The 15,278-nt window shown below is 33.0% G+C and carries 16 protein-coding genes; all 16 read right to left on the bottom strand.

Going from position 1 to position 15,278, the window contains the following annotated elements:
- Nucleotides 1–2: 2 nt before the first annotated feature.
- The 16 genes from ACWIUX_RS04870 to ACWIUX_RS04795 all read right to left on the bottom strand — a co-directional run bounded on the left by ACWIUX_RS04870 (nucleotide 3) and on the right by ACWIUX_RS04795 (nucleotide 15,173).
- The gene (locus tag ACWIUX_RS04870) at nucleotides 3–785 is read right to left on the bottom strand and encodes a CheR family methyltransferase (protein WP_448589604.1); all 783 of its coding nucleotides are present in this window, start codon (nucleotides 783–785) and stop codon (nucleotides 3–5) included.
- Between the two features lie 21 nt (nucleotides 786–806).
- On the bottom strand, nucleotides 807–1,844 hold the full coding sequence (gene cheB, locus ACWIUX_RS04865) for a chemotaxis-specific protein-glutamate methyltransferase CheB (RefSeq protein WP_448589603.1): 1,038 nt from the start codon (nucleotides 1,842–1,844) through the stop codon (nucleotides 807–809).
- 9 nt (nucleotides 1,845–1,853) lie between these two features.
- Nucleotides 1,854–2,600, bottom strand: coding sequence for a flagellar type III secretion system pore protein FliP (gene fliP / locus ACWIUX_RS04860; RefSeq protein WP_448589602.1), 747 nt, complete (start codon nucleotides 2,598–2,600; stop codon nucleotides 1,854–1,856).
- Nucleotides 2,601–2,609: 9 nt separating this feature from the next.
- The gene (locus tag ACWIUX_RS04855; RefSeq protein ID WP_448589601.1) at nucleotides 2,610–3,491 is read right to left on the bottom strand and encodes a flagellar biosynthetic protein FliO; all 882 of its coding nucleotides are present in this window, start codon (nucleotides 3,489–3,491) and stop codon (nucleotides 2,610–2,612) included.
- Nucleotide 3,492: 1 nt separating this feature from the next.
- Complete coding sequence (locus tag ACWIUX_RS04850) at nucleotides 3,493–3,852, bottom strand: response regulator (RefSeq protein WP_448589600.1); 360 nt, start codon at nucleotides 3,850–3,852, stop codon at nucleotides 3,493–3,495.
- A 34-nt stretch (nucleotides 3,853–3,886) separates the two neighbouring features.
- On the bottom strand, nucleotides 3,887–4,366 hold the full coding sequence (locus ACWIUX_RS04845) for a flagellar basal body-associated FliL family protein (protein WP_448589599.1): 480 nt from the start codon (nucleotides 4,364–4,366) through the stop codon (nucleotides 3,887–3,889).
- Nucleotides 4,367–4,392: 26 nt separating this feature from the next.
- On the bottom strand, nucleotides 4,393–5,127 hold the full coding sequence (locus tag ACWIUX_RS04840) for an OmpA family protein (RefSeq protein WP_448589598.1): 735 nt from the start codon (nucleotides 5,125–5,127) through the stop codon (nucleotides 4,393–4,395).
- Nucleotides 5,120–5,602 (bottom strand): MotE family protein, encoded by a 483-nt coding sequence (locus ACWIUX_RS04835; protein WP_448589597.1) that lies wholly within the window; start codon nucleotides 5,600–5,602, stop codon nucleotides 5,120–5,122. Before ACWIUX_RS04835 ends, ACWIUX_RS04840 begins: the two co-directional genes overlap by 8 nt.
- Before the next feature lie 18 nt (nucleotides 5,603–5,620).
- A complete protein-coding gene (locus ACWIUX_RS04830) occupies nucleotides 5,621–6,979 on the bottom strand; it encodes a FapA family protein (protein WP_448589596.1) in 1,359 nt (452 codons plus the stop codon).
- Nucleotides 6,976–7,647, bottom strand: a complete 672-nt coding sequence (locus ACWIUX_RS04825) for a sigma-70 family RNA polymerase sigma factor (RefSeq protein ID WP_448589595.1) — start codon at nucleotides 7,645–7,647, stop codon at nucleotides 6,976–6,978. Before ACWIUX_RS04825 ends, ACWIUX_RS04830 begins: the two co-directional genes overlap by 4 nt.
- Nucleotides 7,648–7,755: 108 nt before the next feature.
- Nucleotides 7,756–8,496 (bottom strand): flagellar brake protein, encoded by a 741-nt coding sequence (locus tag ACWIUX_RS04820; RefSeq protein ID WP_448589594.1) that lies wholly within the window; start codon nucleotides 8,494–8,496, stop codon nucleotides 7,756–7,758.
- Between the two features lies 1 nt (nucleotide 8,497).
- Nucleotides 8,498–9,442 carry a polyprenyl synthetase family protein gene (locus ACWIUX_RS04815; protein WP_448589593.1) on the bottom strand — a complete coding sequence of 315 codons (945 nt, stop codon included), beginning with the start codon at nucleotides 9,440–9,442 and terminating at the stop codon, nucleotides 8,498–8,500.
- Complete coding sequence (gene gyrA / locus ACWIUX_RS04810) at nucleotides 9,439–11,853, bottom strand: DNA topoisomerase (ATP-hydrolyzing) subunit A (RefSeq protein ID WP_448589592.1); 2,415 nt, start codon at nucleotides 11,851–11,853, stop codon at nucleotides 9,439–9,441. Before gyrA ends, ACWIUX_RS04815 begins: the two co-directional genes overlap by 4 nt.
- Nucleotides 11,846–13,756 carry a DNA gyrase subunit B gene (locus tag ACWIUX_RS04805; RefSeq protein WP_448589591.1) on the bottom strand — a complete coding sequence of 637 codons (1,911 nt, stop codon included), beginning with the start codon at nucleotides 13,754–13,756 and terminating at the stop codon, nucleotides 11,846–11,848. The genes gyrA and ACWIUX_RS04805 overlap by 8 nt, the downstream gene beginning before the upstream one ends.
- Entirely contained in the window at nucleotides 13,749–14,189 is a 441-nt protein-coding gene (locus tag ACWIUX_RS04800; protein ID WP_448589590.1) for a DciA family protein, read from the bottom strand. Before ACWIUX_RS04800 ends, ACWIUX_RS04805 begins: the two co-directional genes overlap by 8 nt.
- 12 nt (nucleotides 14,190–14,201) lie before the next feature.
- A complete protein-coding gene (locus ACWIUX_RS04795) occupies nucleotides 14,202–15,173 on the bottom strand; it encodes a DUF2813 domain-containing protein (RefSeq protein WP_448589589.1) in 972 nt (323 codons plus the stop codon).
- Nucleotides 15,174–15,278: the final 105 nt, after the last annotated feature.

Raw genomic sequence — 15,278 nt, 5'->3', positions numbered from 1 at the left:
CCTCAGACCTTTCTGTATATAAATGACGAAACATATTCCAGGGAAAACCTTCTTGCATTGAAAATTCTTTCCGTAGCTCCCACAAAAAGAATTCCCCCTGTTTTAAGACTATTGCTTAGATTTGTGTATACCTTCTCCTTCGCCTCTTCATCAAAATATATTACCACATTTCTACAAAGCACAATATCAAAATCCGATCTCGGTGGTTTGCCTAAAATTAAATCGCCTTTTAAAAAGGTTGTGTGTTCTTTTATTTTATCTTTAATCTGATATTCGTTTTCTGATAGCTTATTAAAGTATTTATCAATCAACTCTCTCTTTGCACTTTTAAAAAAATCTTGAGTATAAACTCCCAATTTTGCTTTCTCAAGAGCCTCCTCATCAATATCTAAACCCCAGATGTGATAATTTATGTCCTTAAAATATTCTTCAAGTATAATTGCAACAGTATAAGCTTCAGCTCCGACAGAACAGCCTGCGCTGTAAACTCTTAACATATCAGTATTTTTTGCTAAATTGGGTATGTACTTTCGCAACTCCTCAAAAAGTTCTGGATTTCTAAAAAACTCAGAAACGTTAATAGTAAATTTCTTCTTAAACTCATCCATTGCTTTTGGAGTTGATTTAAGATAATTCAAATATTCTTTAAAAGTCTTTATGCCTAAAAAGCTCATCCATAGAGTCACTCTTCTTCGTACTTGGTTTTCCCTGTATAAGTGTAAAGGGATGTTTGTTAATCTAAATATCTCTTCGGTAAATTCTTTATAATCTTTTTGATCGTCCACCTTTTACCTCGTCTCTTGATTTTAATAATTTTTAACAAACTCCATTATAGCATTGGGTATATCGGACAAACTTACTATTCTATCTTGCAAATTTGAACGTATAATTGCACCTGGCATCCCATAAACAACGCAAGATGACTCATCTTCAGCATATACCTTTCCGCCAAAGGTCTTAACAACTTTTGCTCCATTTGTACCATCTGATCCCATCCCAGTCATAATAACTACCAAGAGTTTTTCCTTAAAAAGTGGAGCAAGCGTTTCAAGAGTCATATCTCCCGCTGGCCTTAAACCAAAATAAGCTTGAGTTTTATCATCTAAATATATTGATTTGTCACTTTTTACTCTTAGGTGATATCCACCCTTTGCTACAATCCCAGTATTAGTTAGGAGCATTTGCCCATCTTCGGCTTCGACTATAGAAAATGGACTAATTGTGTTAAGACTATCTGCAAAGAGCTTTGTAAAACCAACAGGCATATGTTGAACTATTATTAAAGATGCATCAAAAACAGGATCTAATTCTGATACAACCTTTCTAATTTGAGGCGGTGCTCCTGTAGATGCAATTATTGCAACTGCTTTGTTTGCAACTCTTTTCTCTACTTTCGCAATTGCCTTTTTTGACGGCAGGCACTCGATACATGACTTTACTCTTATCTTACCCTTTACAAGATAAGCTGCCCTAATCTTTTTCAAGAGTTCTTCCTTAATAGACACAATCCCAAGCGGCGGGTTAATCTTAGCAACATAATCAAACGCACCGTAGTTAAGCGCATCAATTGTTACTTGAGCTCCCTCAGTTGTCAAAGAACTAAGCATTATAAAGGGAATTTTACTATCTGAAAACTTCTTTAGAACATCAAGTCCAGAACCATCTTGTAATATTACATCAAGGGTCACCACATCTGGATTTAAAGAATTTATTCCATCTATAGCATCCTTTACCTTGCTAGCCTCTCCGACTACCTCTATATCGGTTTCCTCAAGAAGCATCCTTTTTAGGATTGATCTTATAACCAGTGAATCTTCAACAAGGAATAGTCTTATTCTAGACACTTAAACCTCCTAAAGTGTAAAACTTGCAATCAAACTTTTTACTAAAAGTGACCAACCATCGGCCAAAACAAAAAGGAGTATTTTTAAGGGCAAAGAGATCATTACAGGCGGGATCATCATCATGCCCATAGACATCAATATGCTTGCAACTGCAAGATCAATTATTATAAATGGTAAATATATTACTATTCCGATTATAAAGGATGTCTTTAGTTCGCTCAATACAAATGAGCTTATAACAACAGTCGGTGGAATATCATTTATAGAATTAGGTCTTGGAGATCTAGAAAGTTCTATCATAAGGTTTAAATCGCTCTTTCTAGTATTATGAAGCATAAAATCTCTAAGAGGTATGTATCCTTTCTCGATTGCGTCTTGAAAAGTAATTTGACCTTTTTGATATGGAATATACGCGCTTTGTTCAATCTTTTGGATAATGGGGGTCATTATAAAAAGCGTTAAAAACAAGGAAAGCCCAATTATAATTTGACCAGGAATTATTTGTTGAATTCCGAGAGCATTTCTCAAGAAACCAAAAACTATTATTAGTCTCAAGAAAGAGGTAGTCATTAAAATAAGTAAAGGTGCAAAAGCAAGGATCGTAAGAATGAACAAGACCTTTAGGGAATTGGCAATTTCGTTTGGAGAATTAGCACCTAGATCGATATTAATGTTTGGAGCTGCACTAGCAAAGCTATTAAAGTTAAGTAAAATTAGCCCAACAATTAAAAATGATAGGAAAAAACACTTCTTCACTGTCAACTTTTATTTTAGCTGTTTTACTTCTTGTCTAAATCTTCTTAGAACTTCTAAAAAACTGCTTTTTACAAGCTTTTTTTCAGAATTTTCTCCTTCAGGAAAGATACCTATAGTATCAAATTCTTTTAATAATTTTATTTCACCGTTTTTAGATATGGAAAGAAGGAAATATTTATCCATAACTTCAACTATTAATAACTCAGAATATGAAAGCACAACTCTGTCGATAACACGGATAAAACTATTAGAGGACTTTGGCATATAATAGGTAGCGTTAAACTTTCCTTTTATTTTCTTAATAATCAACATAGGTATTAAAACTAACAAGACCAAAAATACAAAAAACCTTGTTAGATATCCCATAATATCTAACTTAGTTTCATTTGGTTGATCTTTTGTTGAAGAGGGCGTTGCTAAGAAGGGATCCTTTAGAGATGATGAATTTTTTTCATTTGATTCGGTGTTTACAGTATTTATCAAATTTTTGCTGTTTGTCGTATCTGTTAGAATTTTATTATTGTTACTTTCAGGTGGTAACGCGTTAGAAGGTTGACTCTCTTGAGTTAGAAAATTATTAAAATTTTGAATTGAATTTGATCCGTTTACAGCTAGATCCTTAACAGTTTCATGAGTAGAGACAACATCTTTTACTCTGCTATCGCTTTTAGGAGACGTATTGCTCTGCTTGTCTTTAACGTTAAAGGAATATACATCTTTAGGGGTGTTATCTTCAAATTTTATATTAAATACAGAATTATTATCCTGAAAAAAGGGGGGGAGAGGGCCTTTAATGTCCTTTGAGGCTGCAAAGGCACTACTACAAAAAAGAATTGTTGCTAAAAAAAACAGTACAAATGTATTAAAAGGACGAACGTTTAACTTAATCAATTTAGGAAAGAGCCTTCCTCACAGCCTCTAATACCCTATCTGGTTGGAAAGGTTTAACGACAAAATCCCTTGCTCCTGATTGTATAGCTTCAATTACAATAGCTTGCTGACCCATTGCAGAAACCATGATAATCTTAGCATTAGGGTCAAATGCCTTAATTTCTTTGAGCGCCCAAAGACCATCTCTTTCAGGCATAGTAATATCTAATAAAGTTAGATCTGGCTTGAGCTCCTTGTATTTTTCTAAAGCCTCTAAGCCGTTTGTTCCTTCTCCAACCACCTCATGACCATTTTTTGTTAAGATATCCTTTAACATCTTCCTCATAAAAGTAGCATCATCAGTAATTAATATCCTTGCCATAATTACACCCCTTTATAATTTTTCAAGTAAAATATTATTGCATAACAAGGTTTGTAAAGTAAACATTCTTTACAATGTCACGTCCAACAATCTGGTTAAATTTCTGAAATAGTAGCTGTCTAAGCCTTTCTTTACCTTGAGAGGTTATTAAATCTTGATACGTCTGGCTTGACAATATAATTATAGCAGCATTTCTTAGTTCAGGAGTTAGAGCATCCAAAATTGGCTTAGCTTTTGGTTCTAAGACAACCTTTTTACCTTCTGCCGCAGCAGCTTCACTTTTAAGAGGTATCTCTTCGTTTAGTTCTAAAACAATACTAGCTTTTAGAAATCTTCCGTCTTTAGTGTTAACCACAAATTCCTGTAAAGGGTAAGTAAAAAAGATAGGCTCGTGTTTTTCTTTTGGAGCAGGTTTCGGCATAAGCATGTTTGCAATGTAAAAACCAATTCCTCCACCTAATATAACTAAAATAACTAATATTATTAACATCTTTTTGTTTGAAAATAACTTCACCTTTTTCCTCCTGTTATCAAATTTCTTTATTTCTTTGTTATAAGGATATCAATTCTTCTATTTTTTTGTCTACCTTGAGGGGTATCGTTTGACGCTACAGGCCTGGTATCTGCGTAGCCCGCTATCACTAACCTTGAAGGAGATATACCCTGCTCTATAAAATATTTTGCTACAGATGCAGCTCTTGCAGCTGAAAGCTCCCAATTGGATGGGAATTCTACTGTATGAATTGGAACGTTGTCAGTATGCCCTTCAATATATACTTCATTGTCGATCTTTTTTAGAACAGCTGCAATTTTAGTAAGGAGTGGAAAGGCATCAGGTTTTAGATTGGCTTTTCCAGAATCAAAAAGAATCTTGTCAGTTAAGATAGAAATTAAGTAACCCCTTTCAGTTTGAATAACTGAAAATTGTTCTGGATTTAACGATTGCCTCAAAATCTCTGCTATCTTTAAAGAAGCCTCCTGTGCTTTTAATGCAGAATCGGGCACTACTGGAGCACTTTGAGTAGTTGAACCTGGTTCTCCTATAACCGAAGAACCCCTATCAAGAATTGTATATCCTCCAAACGCCTCTCTTAGAGCTTGCGCTGTTGCAGCAAACTTCGATGCATTGATTGTAGCCATAGAGAATAACAGGATAAAAAAGGCCATTAAGAGAGTTATCATGTCTGAGTAGGTCAGAAGCCATCTCATTCCACCAGCACTGTCATGGCCTGCACCACCCCCACTTTCACTTGATCCTTTCTTTTTTTTAGCCACCAGGTGACGCCCCCATCATATTTAAAAGTCTTGTAGCCTTCTTTGGATTGCTTGATGTGAGCTCAGAAAGTATATCTGATGTCTCTTTACTATTCATATAGCTGAGTATCTTTGCAGCTTGATTTTCGTCCATATTCTCTATAATCTTTGCAGCATCAGATGGATCCATATTGGACAAAACCTTTGCCTCTCTTTGTAACTTCAAAGTTTCTTGCTGTTTTACTTTCTCTGCAGCAGATTGAATAATGTTTTTTTGACTATTGTTAATTGAAGTGTTGTTTCCAGTGTTATTTTGTGTTGCACTTACTGTTTGGATTGGTGTTGAAGTTTGTTGTGGAATTTGATTTTGTGCAACGCTAGTACTCTCAATTTGAGTTGCCTTAGATTCTCGTGACGGTAAGAAAGGAAATTTCACAGTGCCGCTAAAATACAAGCCAGCAACCACACCAACAATAACAATTATTAAAAGTCCCACAATTAATACCCACTTCATTTAATAAAACTTTAACTCTCCTTCTTCAATTCTAACATTTGCACCTCTTATTTCTTCTTTTATTTCCTGTGATATATCTGCAATCGTCACAACTACCCCTGGATATATTATATCTGAAATTATCCTCCCACCTTTTCTTTCTTCTTTTGTTTTAATTATCTCCTCTTTAACCTTTTGCAATGATTCCTTCTGGTTTATGTAAGATTCTATAGTTTTTTGCACATTTTCAAGAGCTTCAGCTTGAGCTTGAGGAAAATTTTCCTTTTGCCTTTTTTTTAAGTAGAGAAACTTCTCTTCCAACTCTTTTGCTTTTTTTATTTGTGCCTCAATTGACTTTATTCTATTCGTCACTCCCTCTAGCTTTTCCCTTAAACCTGGAACTACTCCGGCACTTACTAATGTTTTTGTGTGTTTATAAGAACCTATAGCTCTACATCTAATTTCCATACCCGCCTCTACGTTTCCACCAGTTATTTGAGAATTTCTACCTTGCATAATAATCTTATTGCCAGCAGTAATTCTTGAAAAAAATGCTTCTGATTCAATTAAAACGTCCTCACCTGCAAAAACTTTGCCATTATGAACGAACTTGACGTTCACCGACTTTCCAGCCTGAAGGAGACCCTTTGCTCCACCTTCAAAGCCCGATCTTATTATTACATTACCCTTTGCCTTAACAGTAGCCTCTTCAACTATCCCAGCTATTATAACGTCTCCATCTGCCTCAACAGAAAATCCAGACAAAACGCTTCCTCTTATGTTAACAGAGCCGTTGAATACAATATTTCCAGTTGCAAAATCTACATCTTTATCAACGTCAAGAGTTTGTAAAACTACGACCCTTCCATCTATAAGTCTAGGCGTTCCTGCAACTTCTGCAAATATAGACAACCCATCTTCGGATAATTTCGCCCCCTTGCCAGCTACAAACTTTGGATTAAATGGCTTCTTTGGCATCAAAACTTTTCCAGTCACATCATGTCCAGGTTTCCCCTCTACTGGAGGAGTTTTTGTAGCAAGCAGATCTCCCGCCTTTACATTAAAAACAAATCCTAAATCAAAGTAGTCTACATTTCCACTCTTATCTTCTTTAGGTTTTATTTCTGTCTTTAAAGGAAATTTGTACTCAACCACCCCGTCTATTGGTTCAGTAGGACTTTCTCCTTTAGCCACTGCTATAATTGACCCAGGATTTTTTATAGCTTGCTCTAAGGCTTTTTCATCTATGCCGTAGTTTATTCCACCCTTTGCAAGATATTGCTTTAGTTCTTCAACAGTTGGTAGAGCTTCGCCTTCTTGTAACCTAATACAAATTGTAGCAAGCATTTTATCAATGGAAAGATCTAGATCTATATTCATTTGTCCCCCTCTAAATGAGATTTTAGTTTTATGAGAGCCTTACCATGAATTTGCGATACTCTTGAAATTGATATATTTAAAATTTTTGCAATCTCATCCAAAGAAAGGTCTTCATAATAATACAGATCTATAATTTGTTTTTCTCTCTCGTCTAGGGACTCAATAGCCATTGATAGGTCAATATAAGATTTTTCTGAGTTAGAGGCATCATTTTGAAAAATTGATGGGGCATCTATTTCAGCATACCAATCTAACAACTCTTCTTGAGTTATATTTAAATAATCAGCAATATCCTTATCGTTTGGCTCTCTGCCAAGTGATGACTTTAAATCGCTGATTGCCTTGTCTATCTTTTTTACCTTTGAGCGAGTCCCCCTTTTCAACGGATCGATTTGTCTTAAACCATCAAGTATAGCTCCTCTAATTCTATGGGTAGCAAAGGTTTCAAATTTAAGATTACGAAATTCCTCAAATCTTTCAATCGAAGTTAATAGACCAAAAATGCCATAATTTAAGAGTTCTTCAAACTCTACTTTTCCCTGTATACTTGTGTATATCTTTGCAGCAACTCTTTTTACTAACGGAAGATAATTAAGAGCAAGTAAATTTCTATTTTCTTGGTTTGGGTTATTTCTATACTTTGACCAAAGATACTTTTCATTTAACATCTTTTATCCTTATTAAAGTAAGAATAGAAATAAACAAATCATTTATCCTTTCAAAGTTTTTTAGTCTATTTATTTAAGTTTAACAAATAAAGTTCAAAATTTAAAATATTAGTCATTAAACTCTATCCCCTTTTGCTTCATCTCTCTTTGCTTAGCAAAAAGAAATCTAATAATTGAATCTTGGACTCCCCGAGGTATATTTTCAAAACAAAAAGATATAAAACCAATTTTTGATTCATTATCTGTATACGAATTGACAAATTTGATTTTTTGATTTATTTTCTTCTTTTTATCAATTTCAAATTCAATAAAAACTAAATTTTCTTCCTTTATCAATTTGATGATTTCTTTGTAATCACTCAATTTAAAGACAACCTTCACCCCACCGCCTGAAAGATCCTTTGTTTTACCCTTAAAATTTATAGAATCTTTGTCTTTAATATCTTTTTTAATTGTTAGCTTCACGTCTAACACTACAGGTAACCTGAAAAACTGTCTCCTTTCTATTTTTTTAACTTCTTTGGCTGCATTTAGCGCAAAAAGGAAAAGATTCGTATTTGGTTCTCTTTTTCTTTCCAGAATTAAGCCCTGAAACTGATATATTATCTTTCCTTTTTTAATGTTAATTAATACTAAATCTCCTGAAGTTAGTATAAGAGGATATCCCTGTTTCATTGGAGTTTCTATCCACAGTACTTCGTTGTTGTCTAAAAAAGAAATCAAGGAGGCATAGGGCCCGTCTAAGTCTTCTTTGCCTACAGACCTAAGTATTAAAAATACGTCAATTTTAGTTCCAGGTTTGTAAAATTCATTTAGGTTGTTAATCTTCTCAATTATTTCTTCGGGCAAATTAAGATACTCTCTCTTCAAGCATTTTTACATAATCCATAAGAGTTCTTGTGTAAACATTATTAATCTTTAGCTCTTTCAAACATTCAATTGCACGATTTGAATAATATCTTGCAAAATTAAAACTCTCTTTTAGTACACTTTCGTTTTTTACCATTTCTATAATTTTATTGATTCCATCTTCAAATTTTTCTTCTAAAAGCATTTTTACCTCCTTTCTCTTTTTAGAAAGGAGCAGAACAGGTAGAGTAACTACCCCTGATTTTAAATCCGAACCTGGAACTTTGCCTAACTTTTTCATCTCTCCAGTAAAATCCAATATATCATCAATAATTTGAAAAGCTATTCCCAAATTTAATCCAAATTCAGCGAAGATATCTCTTTTCTCAATAACATCAATACTCCCTAGAAATGCTGATGAACTAATTAATTTAGCAGTTTTATTTGTACATCTTACAATATACCTTTCTATTGGGACTATTTTAAAAAGATCTTCTTGCTGCATAACTTCTCCTTCGGCCATACGCATTATCACTTCTGCCATAAGCCTTAGAGGTTCTCTGTTTTCCAATAATGAAAGAAAATGAGTTATCTTTGCTAAAATAAAATCACCAGAAAGAATTGCTACCTTAAAACCATATTTTCCGTTTACGCTTAGCATTCCTCTTCTTACATTTGACTCATCGATTACATCGTCGTGAATAAGAGTAGCAAGGTGTATACCTTCAACTACAGCAGCATATTTTATAACTTTTTCTATGTCTTGATTAACACAAAGTGCACTTAAAAAAACTAATGTTGGCCTAATTCTTTTTCCTCCTACTTCAAGTAAGTGTAAAGAAGCCTTTCTTAAAGTTTCTACTTCTGTCTCTAGAATCTTAGCAAGTTCTAGTTCAGATAGTTTTATATGTGACTTTATTTCTAAACTAACTGTAGTAATATTCATAAATTATCTTCAACCGGATCAGTATTAGGTCTAACAATAGTCGCATCCAAAACTTTATCAGTACCATCTAACTTTTGAAGCTTTATTCCCTTTGCATTTTTAGATAATTGCTTAACAGAATCGATATCAATTCTTATAACTTTACCCTTCTCTGTATATATAATTAAATCCATACCCTCTTTATAGTTCAAGATCGTTGCAAGTTTTGTCTTAGATACCCTAACTCCTTTGGTTCCTCTTTTATGACTGGTGAAATTATCACCACTAACCTTTTTGCCGTTGCCGTCTTTATCAATTACTATAAAATACTGAGAATTAGGAACTATACCTAAAAGTTTATCGTCTTTAGATAGTCTCATGCCGATGACGCCGTGTGAATTATTACTCATGTTTCTTAAATCTTTAAGGTTTACCAGAGTTGCAAATCCATTACTAGAATAAAGCAAAAATTTATCATCGCATACCATACAGGCTCCAACTACAGATTCAGAATCATTTAATCTTATTGCAATTACTCCATTTCTTCTTTTTGAAATTATATTTTGAAGTTTAATTTTTTTTAAATAACCCATTGAAGTAGCTAGTATTATGTTCTTTTTTACTTCATCCTCTTTTATTTGAACCATAAAATTTATTTTTTCGTCTTCTGAAAGCGGCAAGATATTTGCTATACCTGTACCTCTTGCTGTTCTTGAAAACTCAGGAATACTATATGCTAAAAGAGTGTAGGCTCTGCCTTTAGAAGATATAAATAATATTCTGTCTCTATTTGACAAAACAATAGAAGCTTGGATTCTGTCTTGAATTGCGCTACTTTTTTGGATTCCATCGATACCCTTTCCGCCTTTGTTTTGTCTTTCAAAAACATCCTTTCTCATTCTCTTTATAAAACCCAATTTACTTATTGTAACAATAACTTCGCCTTCTGGAATATCTTCTTCTACAATGTCTTCTTCTTCAAAATCTAAAGAGATCTCTGTTCTTCTCTTATCAGCAAAGTTTGACTTTATTTCAATAAGTTCTTCTTCTAAAATTTTTAAAAACCTTTCTTCGTCGTTTAGTGCAAATTCAGTTTCTTTAATTTCTGATAAAGTTTTTTCTAGATCTTTAAGAATTTTTTCTCTTTCTAAAGAGGTTAGTCTTTGTAGTCTTAAATCAAGTATCCCTTGTGCTCCCTCTTCAGTTATTTGGAGAAACTTACATAACGTCTGTTTTGCCTCTGCTGGATTGAGTGACTTCTTTATAATCTCAATTACTTCGTCTATCCTTTCTAAAGCCCTTGATAAGGCATCAAGAAGTACTAATCTTTTCTTTAAGTCTTCAAGTACCTTTTCAAGTCTTTTTCTTTGGATATCTTTTCTGAACGTAAGAAAGTGAAGTAGCACATCTTTTATTGGTAAAACCTTAGGAACGCCTGATACTAAAGAAAGCATTATTACACCAAAGGTTATTTGTAATGTAGTGTGCTTATAAAGTTTTTTTACAATTTTATCTAAGTTTACGCCCTTTTTTAGTTCTAAAACAACTCTTATTCCTTCTCGACCAGATTCATCTCTTACTTCTGATACTCCATCTAACCTTTTTTCCTTGATAAGCTGATCTATTTTCTCAACTAAAATAGCTTTATTTACAGAATACGGTATTTCTTTAATAACAAGTTTGCTATTTTTAGGACTAGTTTCTATTTCATATTTACCTCTTAAAACGATCTTGCCCTTACCCGTTAGAAAGTATTCTCTAATTCCGTTTCTCCCTACTATTATTCCTCCTGTAGGAAAGTCAGGTCCTGGAAGCACTTTTAAGAGTTCTTCTTCAGCTACTTGAGGATTTCTTAAAATTAAAAGAAGGGCATCAATAAGTTCTCCCAAATTATGTGGAGGAATAGAAGTGGCCATACCTACTGCTATTCCAGAAGCACCGTTTGCTAGGAGTTGTGGAAATTTAGCAGGTAATACTTCTGGTTCTTTTAAGGAACCATCAAAGTTATCCTGCATTGGAACGATATTATAACTCATCTCTGAAATAAGGGCATTTGAAATTTTTGCTAATCTTGCTTCTGTATATCTCATTGCAGCTGCGCTATCACCATCCAAAGATCCGAAGTTGCCGTGACCGTCAATTAACGGGTATCTGTAAGTAAAATCCTGAGCCATCCTAACAAGGGTATCATATACTGCTGTATCTCCATGAGGATGAAATTTTCCTAAAACTTCGCCAACTACTCTTGCACATTTTTTGTGTGGTTTGTCATATGTCATTCCCATTTCACTCATAGCATATATTATTCTTCTTTGAACTGGTTTTAAACCATCTCTTATATCAGGTATAGCTCTACCTATTATTACGCTCATTGCATAATCTAAATATGAATCTTTAATTTCCTCTTCTACTATTCTTGTGATCTCAGACATCTAAATTCTTTACCTCCCGGGCATATCTTTCAATAAATGCTTTCCTGTATTCTACGTTATCTCCCATGAGAATTTCAAAAATTCTATTAGCTTCGCTTGCATCCTCTATACAAACCTTTAAAATTGTTCTCTTTTTAGGATCCATTGCAACATCCCAAAGTTGTGTAGGAGTCATTTCTCCCAAACCTTTGAATCTTTGAATGGAATCAGGATTTTTTATTTCAGCAAGTATACTACCTAATTCATCGTCATTCATAGCATATCTTCTTTCCTTCCCTTTTCTAACCATATAAAGAGGTGGTTGTGCTATAAACACCTTTCCCATCTCAATTAGTGGCCTAAAATACCTAAAGAATAAAGTTAACAGAAGTGTTCTAATGTGAGAACCATCAACATCTGCATCAGTCATAATTATGATTTTATGAAATCTAAGATTTTTTATCCACTCTGTTGGTGATTTATCTTCTTCATAAAATGACAAACCGATTGAAGCAGCAAGGGCCTTTATTTCTTGATTAGCTAAAATTTTATCTATGTTGGCCTTCTCAACATTAAGTATTTTCCCTCTTAATGGAAGAATAGCTTGAAATCTTCTGTCCCTTCCCTGTTTTGCTGAACCTCCCGCACTATCTCCTTCTACAATAAACAATTCACATTCTTCTGGTTTTTTTGAGGAACAAAGAGCAAGTTTTCCTGGTAGGGAGATGCCCGTTGTAAAATCGTGTTTCTTTCTGACCATATCTCTTGCCTTTTTTGCAGCCTCTCTTGCTTCCTTTGCAGCTAGGGATGACTTCATTATCATATTGGCAACGTCTGGTTTAGATTCTAATTCTATGATAAATTTTTCCATGAGTTTCTCAACTGCATTTTTGGCCTCAGGTGATGAAAGTTTGGTTTTTGTTTGACCCTCAAATAACGGTTCTTTTAGTTTTACTGATATTACAGCCGTTAAACCGCTTCTAACATCTTCTCCTTGGAAGTTTTCTTCATCTTTAAGGATTTTTTTATCCTTTGCATACTGATTTGTTAACTTAGTTAAAGAGTTTTTAAAAGCTGTTAGATGAGAGCCGCCTTCTTTTGTAGCAATGTTGTTAGCAAAGCAAATTATATTTTCATATGTCGAATCAACGTGTTGTAGAGCTATATCTACATATACTTCATCATACTCACCCTGTATAACTATAGGAGGAGAGTATAGGGGCTTTGAGTTTTTATTTAAATATTCAACAAAACCCAGTATACCCCTTTCATCATAGAAGGTTTCTCTTTCACCTATTCTTTCATCTAGAAAGTTTATTTCTAAACCTTGGTTGAGAAATACAATTTCTTGAAATCTTGCCTTTAATTCATCTACATCCCAAGTTATATCTTTGAAAATTGTTTTATCTGGCAAAAATTTTATTTTAGTTCCATGTTTATCGCTCTCTCCGATGATTTTTAACTCTGATATTGGTATGCCTCTTGAAAATTCTTGTTCAAATATTTTTCCGTCCCTATATACTGTTGCAATAAATCTTTCAGAAAGCGCGTTTACTACCGAAACTCCGACGCCGTGTAACCCTCCTGATACCTTATATACCTTATCATTAAACTTTCCTCCGGCGTGAAGTGTTGTTAAAACCAATTCTAGTGCGTTTTTATTTGTTTGTTCGTGTATATCTGTAGGGATTCCTCTGCCATCGTCTTCAATTGTAACGTAATTTGATTTGTGTATTATAACAGAAATTTTTTTACAGTATCCTGCCATGAATTCATCTACAGAATTATCTATTACTTCATATACTAAATGTAAGAGACCCTTTATACCGGTTGAACCAATATACATTCCTGGTCTTCTTCTTACTGCTTCCATTCCCTCTAGAACTACAATATCCTTTGAGGTATATTTCATAAAATTATTCATCTCCTTCGTTGCACTTTATTTTTCTTATTTTTAATGTTTTGTATATGTTTAATATTTTTTCTCTGATATCTTTGTTTTCAATCTCCAAAATGTAATTTGGATAGTCTATTTTTAGGTGAGTCTCTTTATCTTTATCCTCAGTATTACTTTTTTTATCTACTTTATAGTCTGAAGTTTTAAATTTTAATTTTTCAACATTTATATCTAATTTCTTTTTAATTCTATCAATAATTATATTTGAATAAAGCGAAAGTTCTCTACTTATTGTAGGATGGTTTGTAGAAATAATAAGAGTTCTATTATTTAACCCTATTGGTCTTGATATTTGTGACAGTTTTAAGCCCACTATTTCTTCCCAGTTTTTTTCAGTTATAAGACATTCTTTTAAATTTTTTGGTAATTGATTTAAGATTATGTTTTCAAGTTTTATCATACGTTAACTCACCTATAAAAAGATTTTCTTAAAGTTTTCGAGGGCTAGATCTGAGTTTGACGTGATAAAGACATATCCCTTTATTTTTTGAACCCATTTTGAGAGTAATTCTAAATTTGCTTTATCAAAAAAGGAGTCTAGTTCATCAAAAAGAGAGATACAGTTATATTCTTTAAATATATTTATCTTGGCAAGGTGAAGAGCCATCGAGAATTTCTTTATCTCACCAGTGGATAAGAAAGTTGAATCTATGTCTTTAACTTTTACTGAAAAATTATCCCTAGATGGATTGATTATATTTCTTTTTGTTCTTTCTTCAATTATGTCTTTATTTTCCATTTCCTTTGATTCTAGGGTTTTATAAAATTTTACTTTAATATCTTCTTCTTTAAGGAATTCTTTTGTATTTAAAATTATATTATTCAATACGTTTTCTCTTAAATTTGATATTTCTTGAGATAATTGGGTTAACTTGATATCATAGCTTTTGATTAATTCTTTATCTTTTTTGTGTTTTAAAATGTAATTTTTTTGCGTATTTAAAGCTTTAAGATCCTTGTATAATTTGATTTTTTCTGGATTTGCGTTTAAAATAGCATCATCTAAAAATTTTCTCTTGTTTTTTGGTTCTTGAGATAAAAGTAAAGAATCAAAGTGATTTATATAAAAAACTTTAAAATAATGCCATAAAACAATAGTAGAATTTAATTTTTTATCGTTAAGCTTTATTGTTTTGTTTGTTTTATTTATTAACATTTCTATTCTCTTGCCATATATGTTATTTTTTATAAGGGCATTTTCTCTTGAGAATTGTATTAGGCTTTGATTTGGTATATTGTTTTTCGTTCTAGCTCTAAGAGTTAGGTATATTGCGTCTAGTATGTTTGTTTTTCCTGTTGCATTTTCTCCAATTATTAAATTTTTTTCTTGAAAATCGAACGTTTTGTGTTCGAAGTTTCTGAAATGGTGAACTTCTAACTGCATTCTTTATCTTTCAGGTCTTGCTGGTAATGTTATGTATGTTGTGTTTATATTATTTTCAATTGTAATTGGTCTACTTTCGTCTTTATATGTAAATATAACTTCTTC

Source organism: Thermodesulfobium sp., assembly GCF_053498235.1.
Note: the sequence above shows the minus strand (reverse complement) of the source record. Positions and strands in the feature narration are given on the sequence as shown.

Coding starts and splice junctions, on each gene's coding strand:
- ACWIUX_RS04805 (WP_448589591.1), bottom strand. CDS start 13,756: ATGAATAATTTTATGAAATATACCTCAAAGGATATTGTAGTTCTAGAG.
- ACWIUX_RS04800 (WP_448589590.1), bottom strand. CDS start 14,189: ATGATAAAACTTGAAAACATAATCTTAAATCAATTACCAAAAAATTTA.
- ACWIUX_RS04830 (WP_448589596.1), bottom strand. CDS start 6,979: ATGAATATAGATCTAGATCTTTCCATTGATAAAATGCTTGCTACAATT.
- gyrA (WP_448589592.1), bottom strand. CDS start 11,853: ATGTCTGAGATCACAAGAATAGTAGAAGAGGAAATTAAAGATTCATAT.
- ACWIUX_RS04850 (WP_448589600.1), bottom strand. CDS start 3,852: ATGGCAAGGATATTAATTACTGATGATGCTACTTTTATGAGGAAGATG.
- ACWIUX_RS04795 (WP_448589589.1), bottom strand. CDS start 15,173: ATGCAGTTAGAAGTTCACCATTTCAGAAACTTCGAACACAAAACGTTC.
- ACWIUX_RS04815 (WP_448589593.1), bottom strand. CDS start 9,442: ATGAATATTACTACAGTTAGTTTAGAAATAAAGTCACATATAAAACTA.
- ACWIUX_RS04825 (WP_448589595.1), bottom strand. CDS start 7,647: ATGTTAAATGAAAAGTATCTTTGGTCAAAGTATAGAAATAACCCAAAC.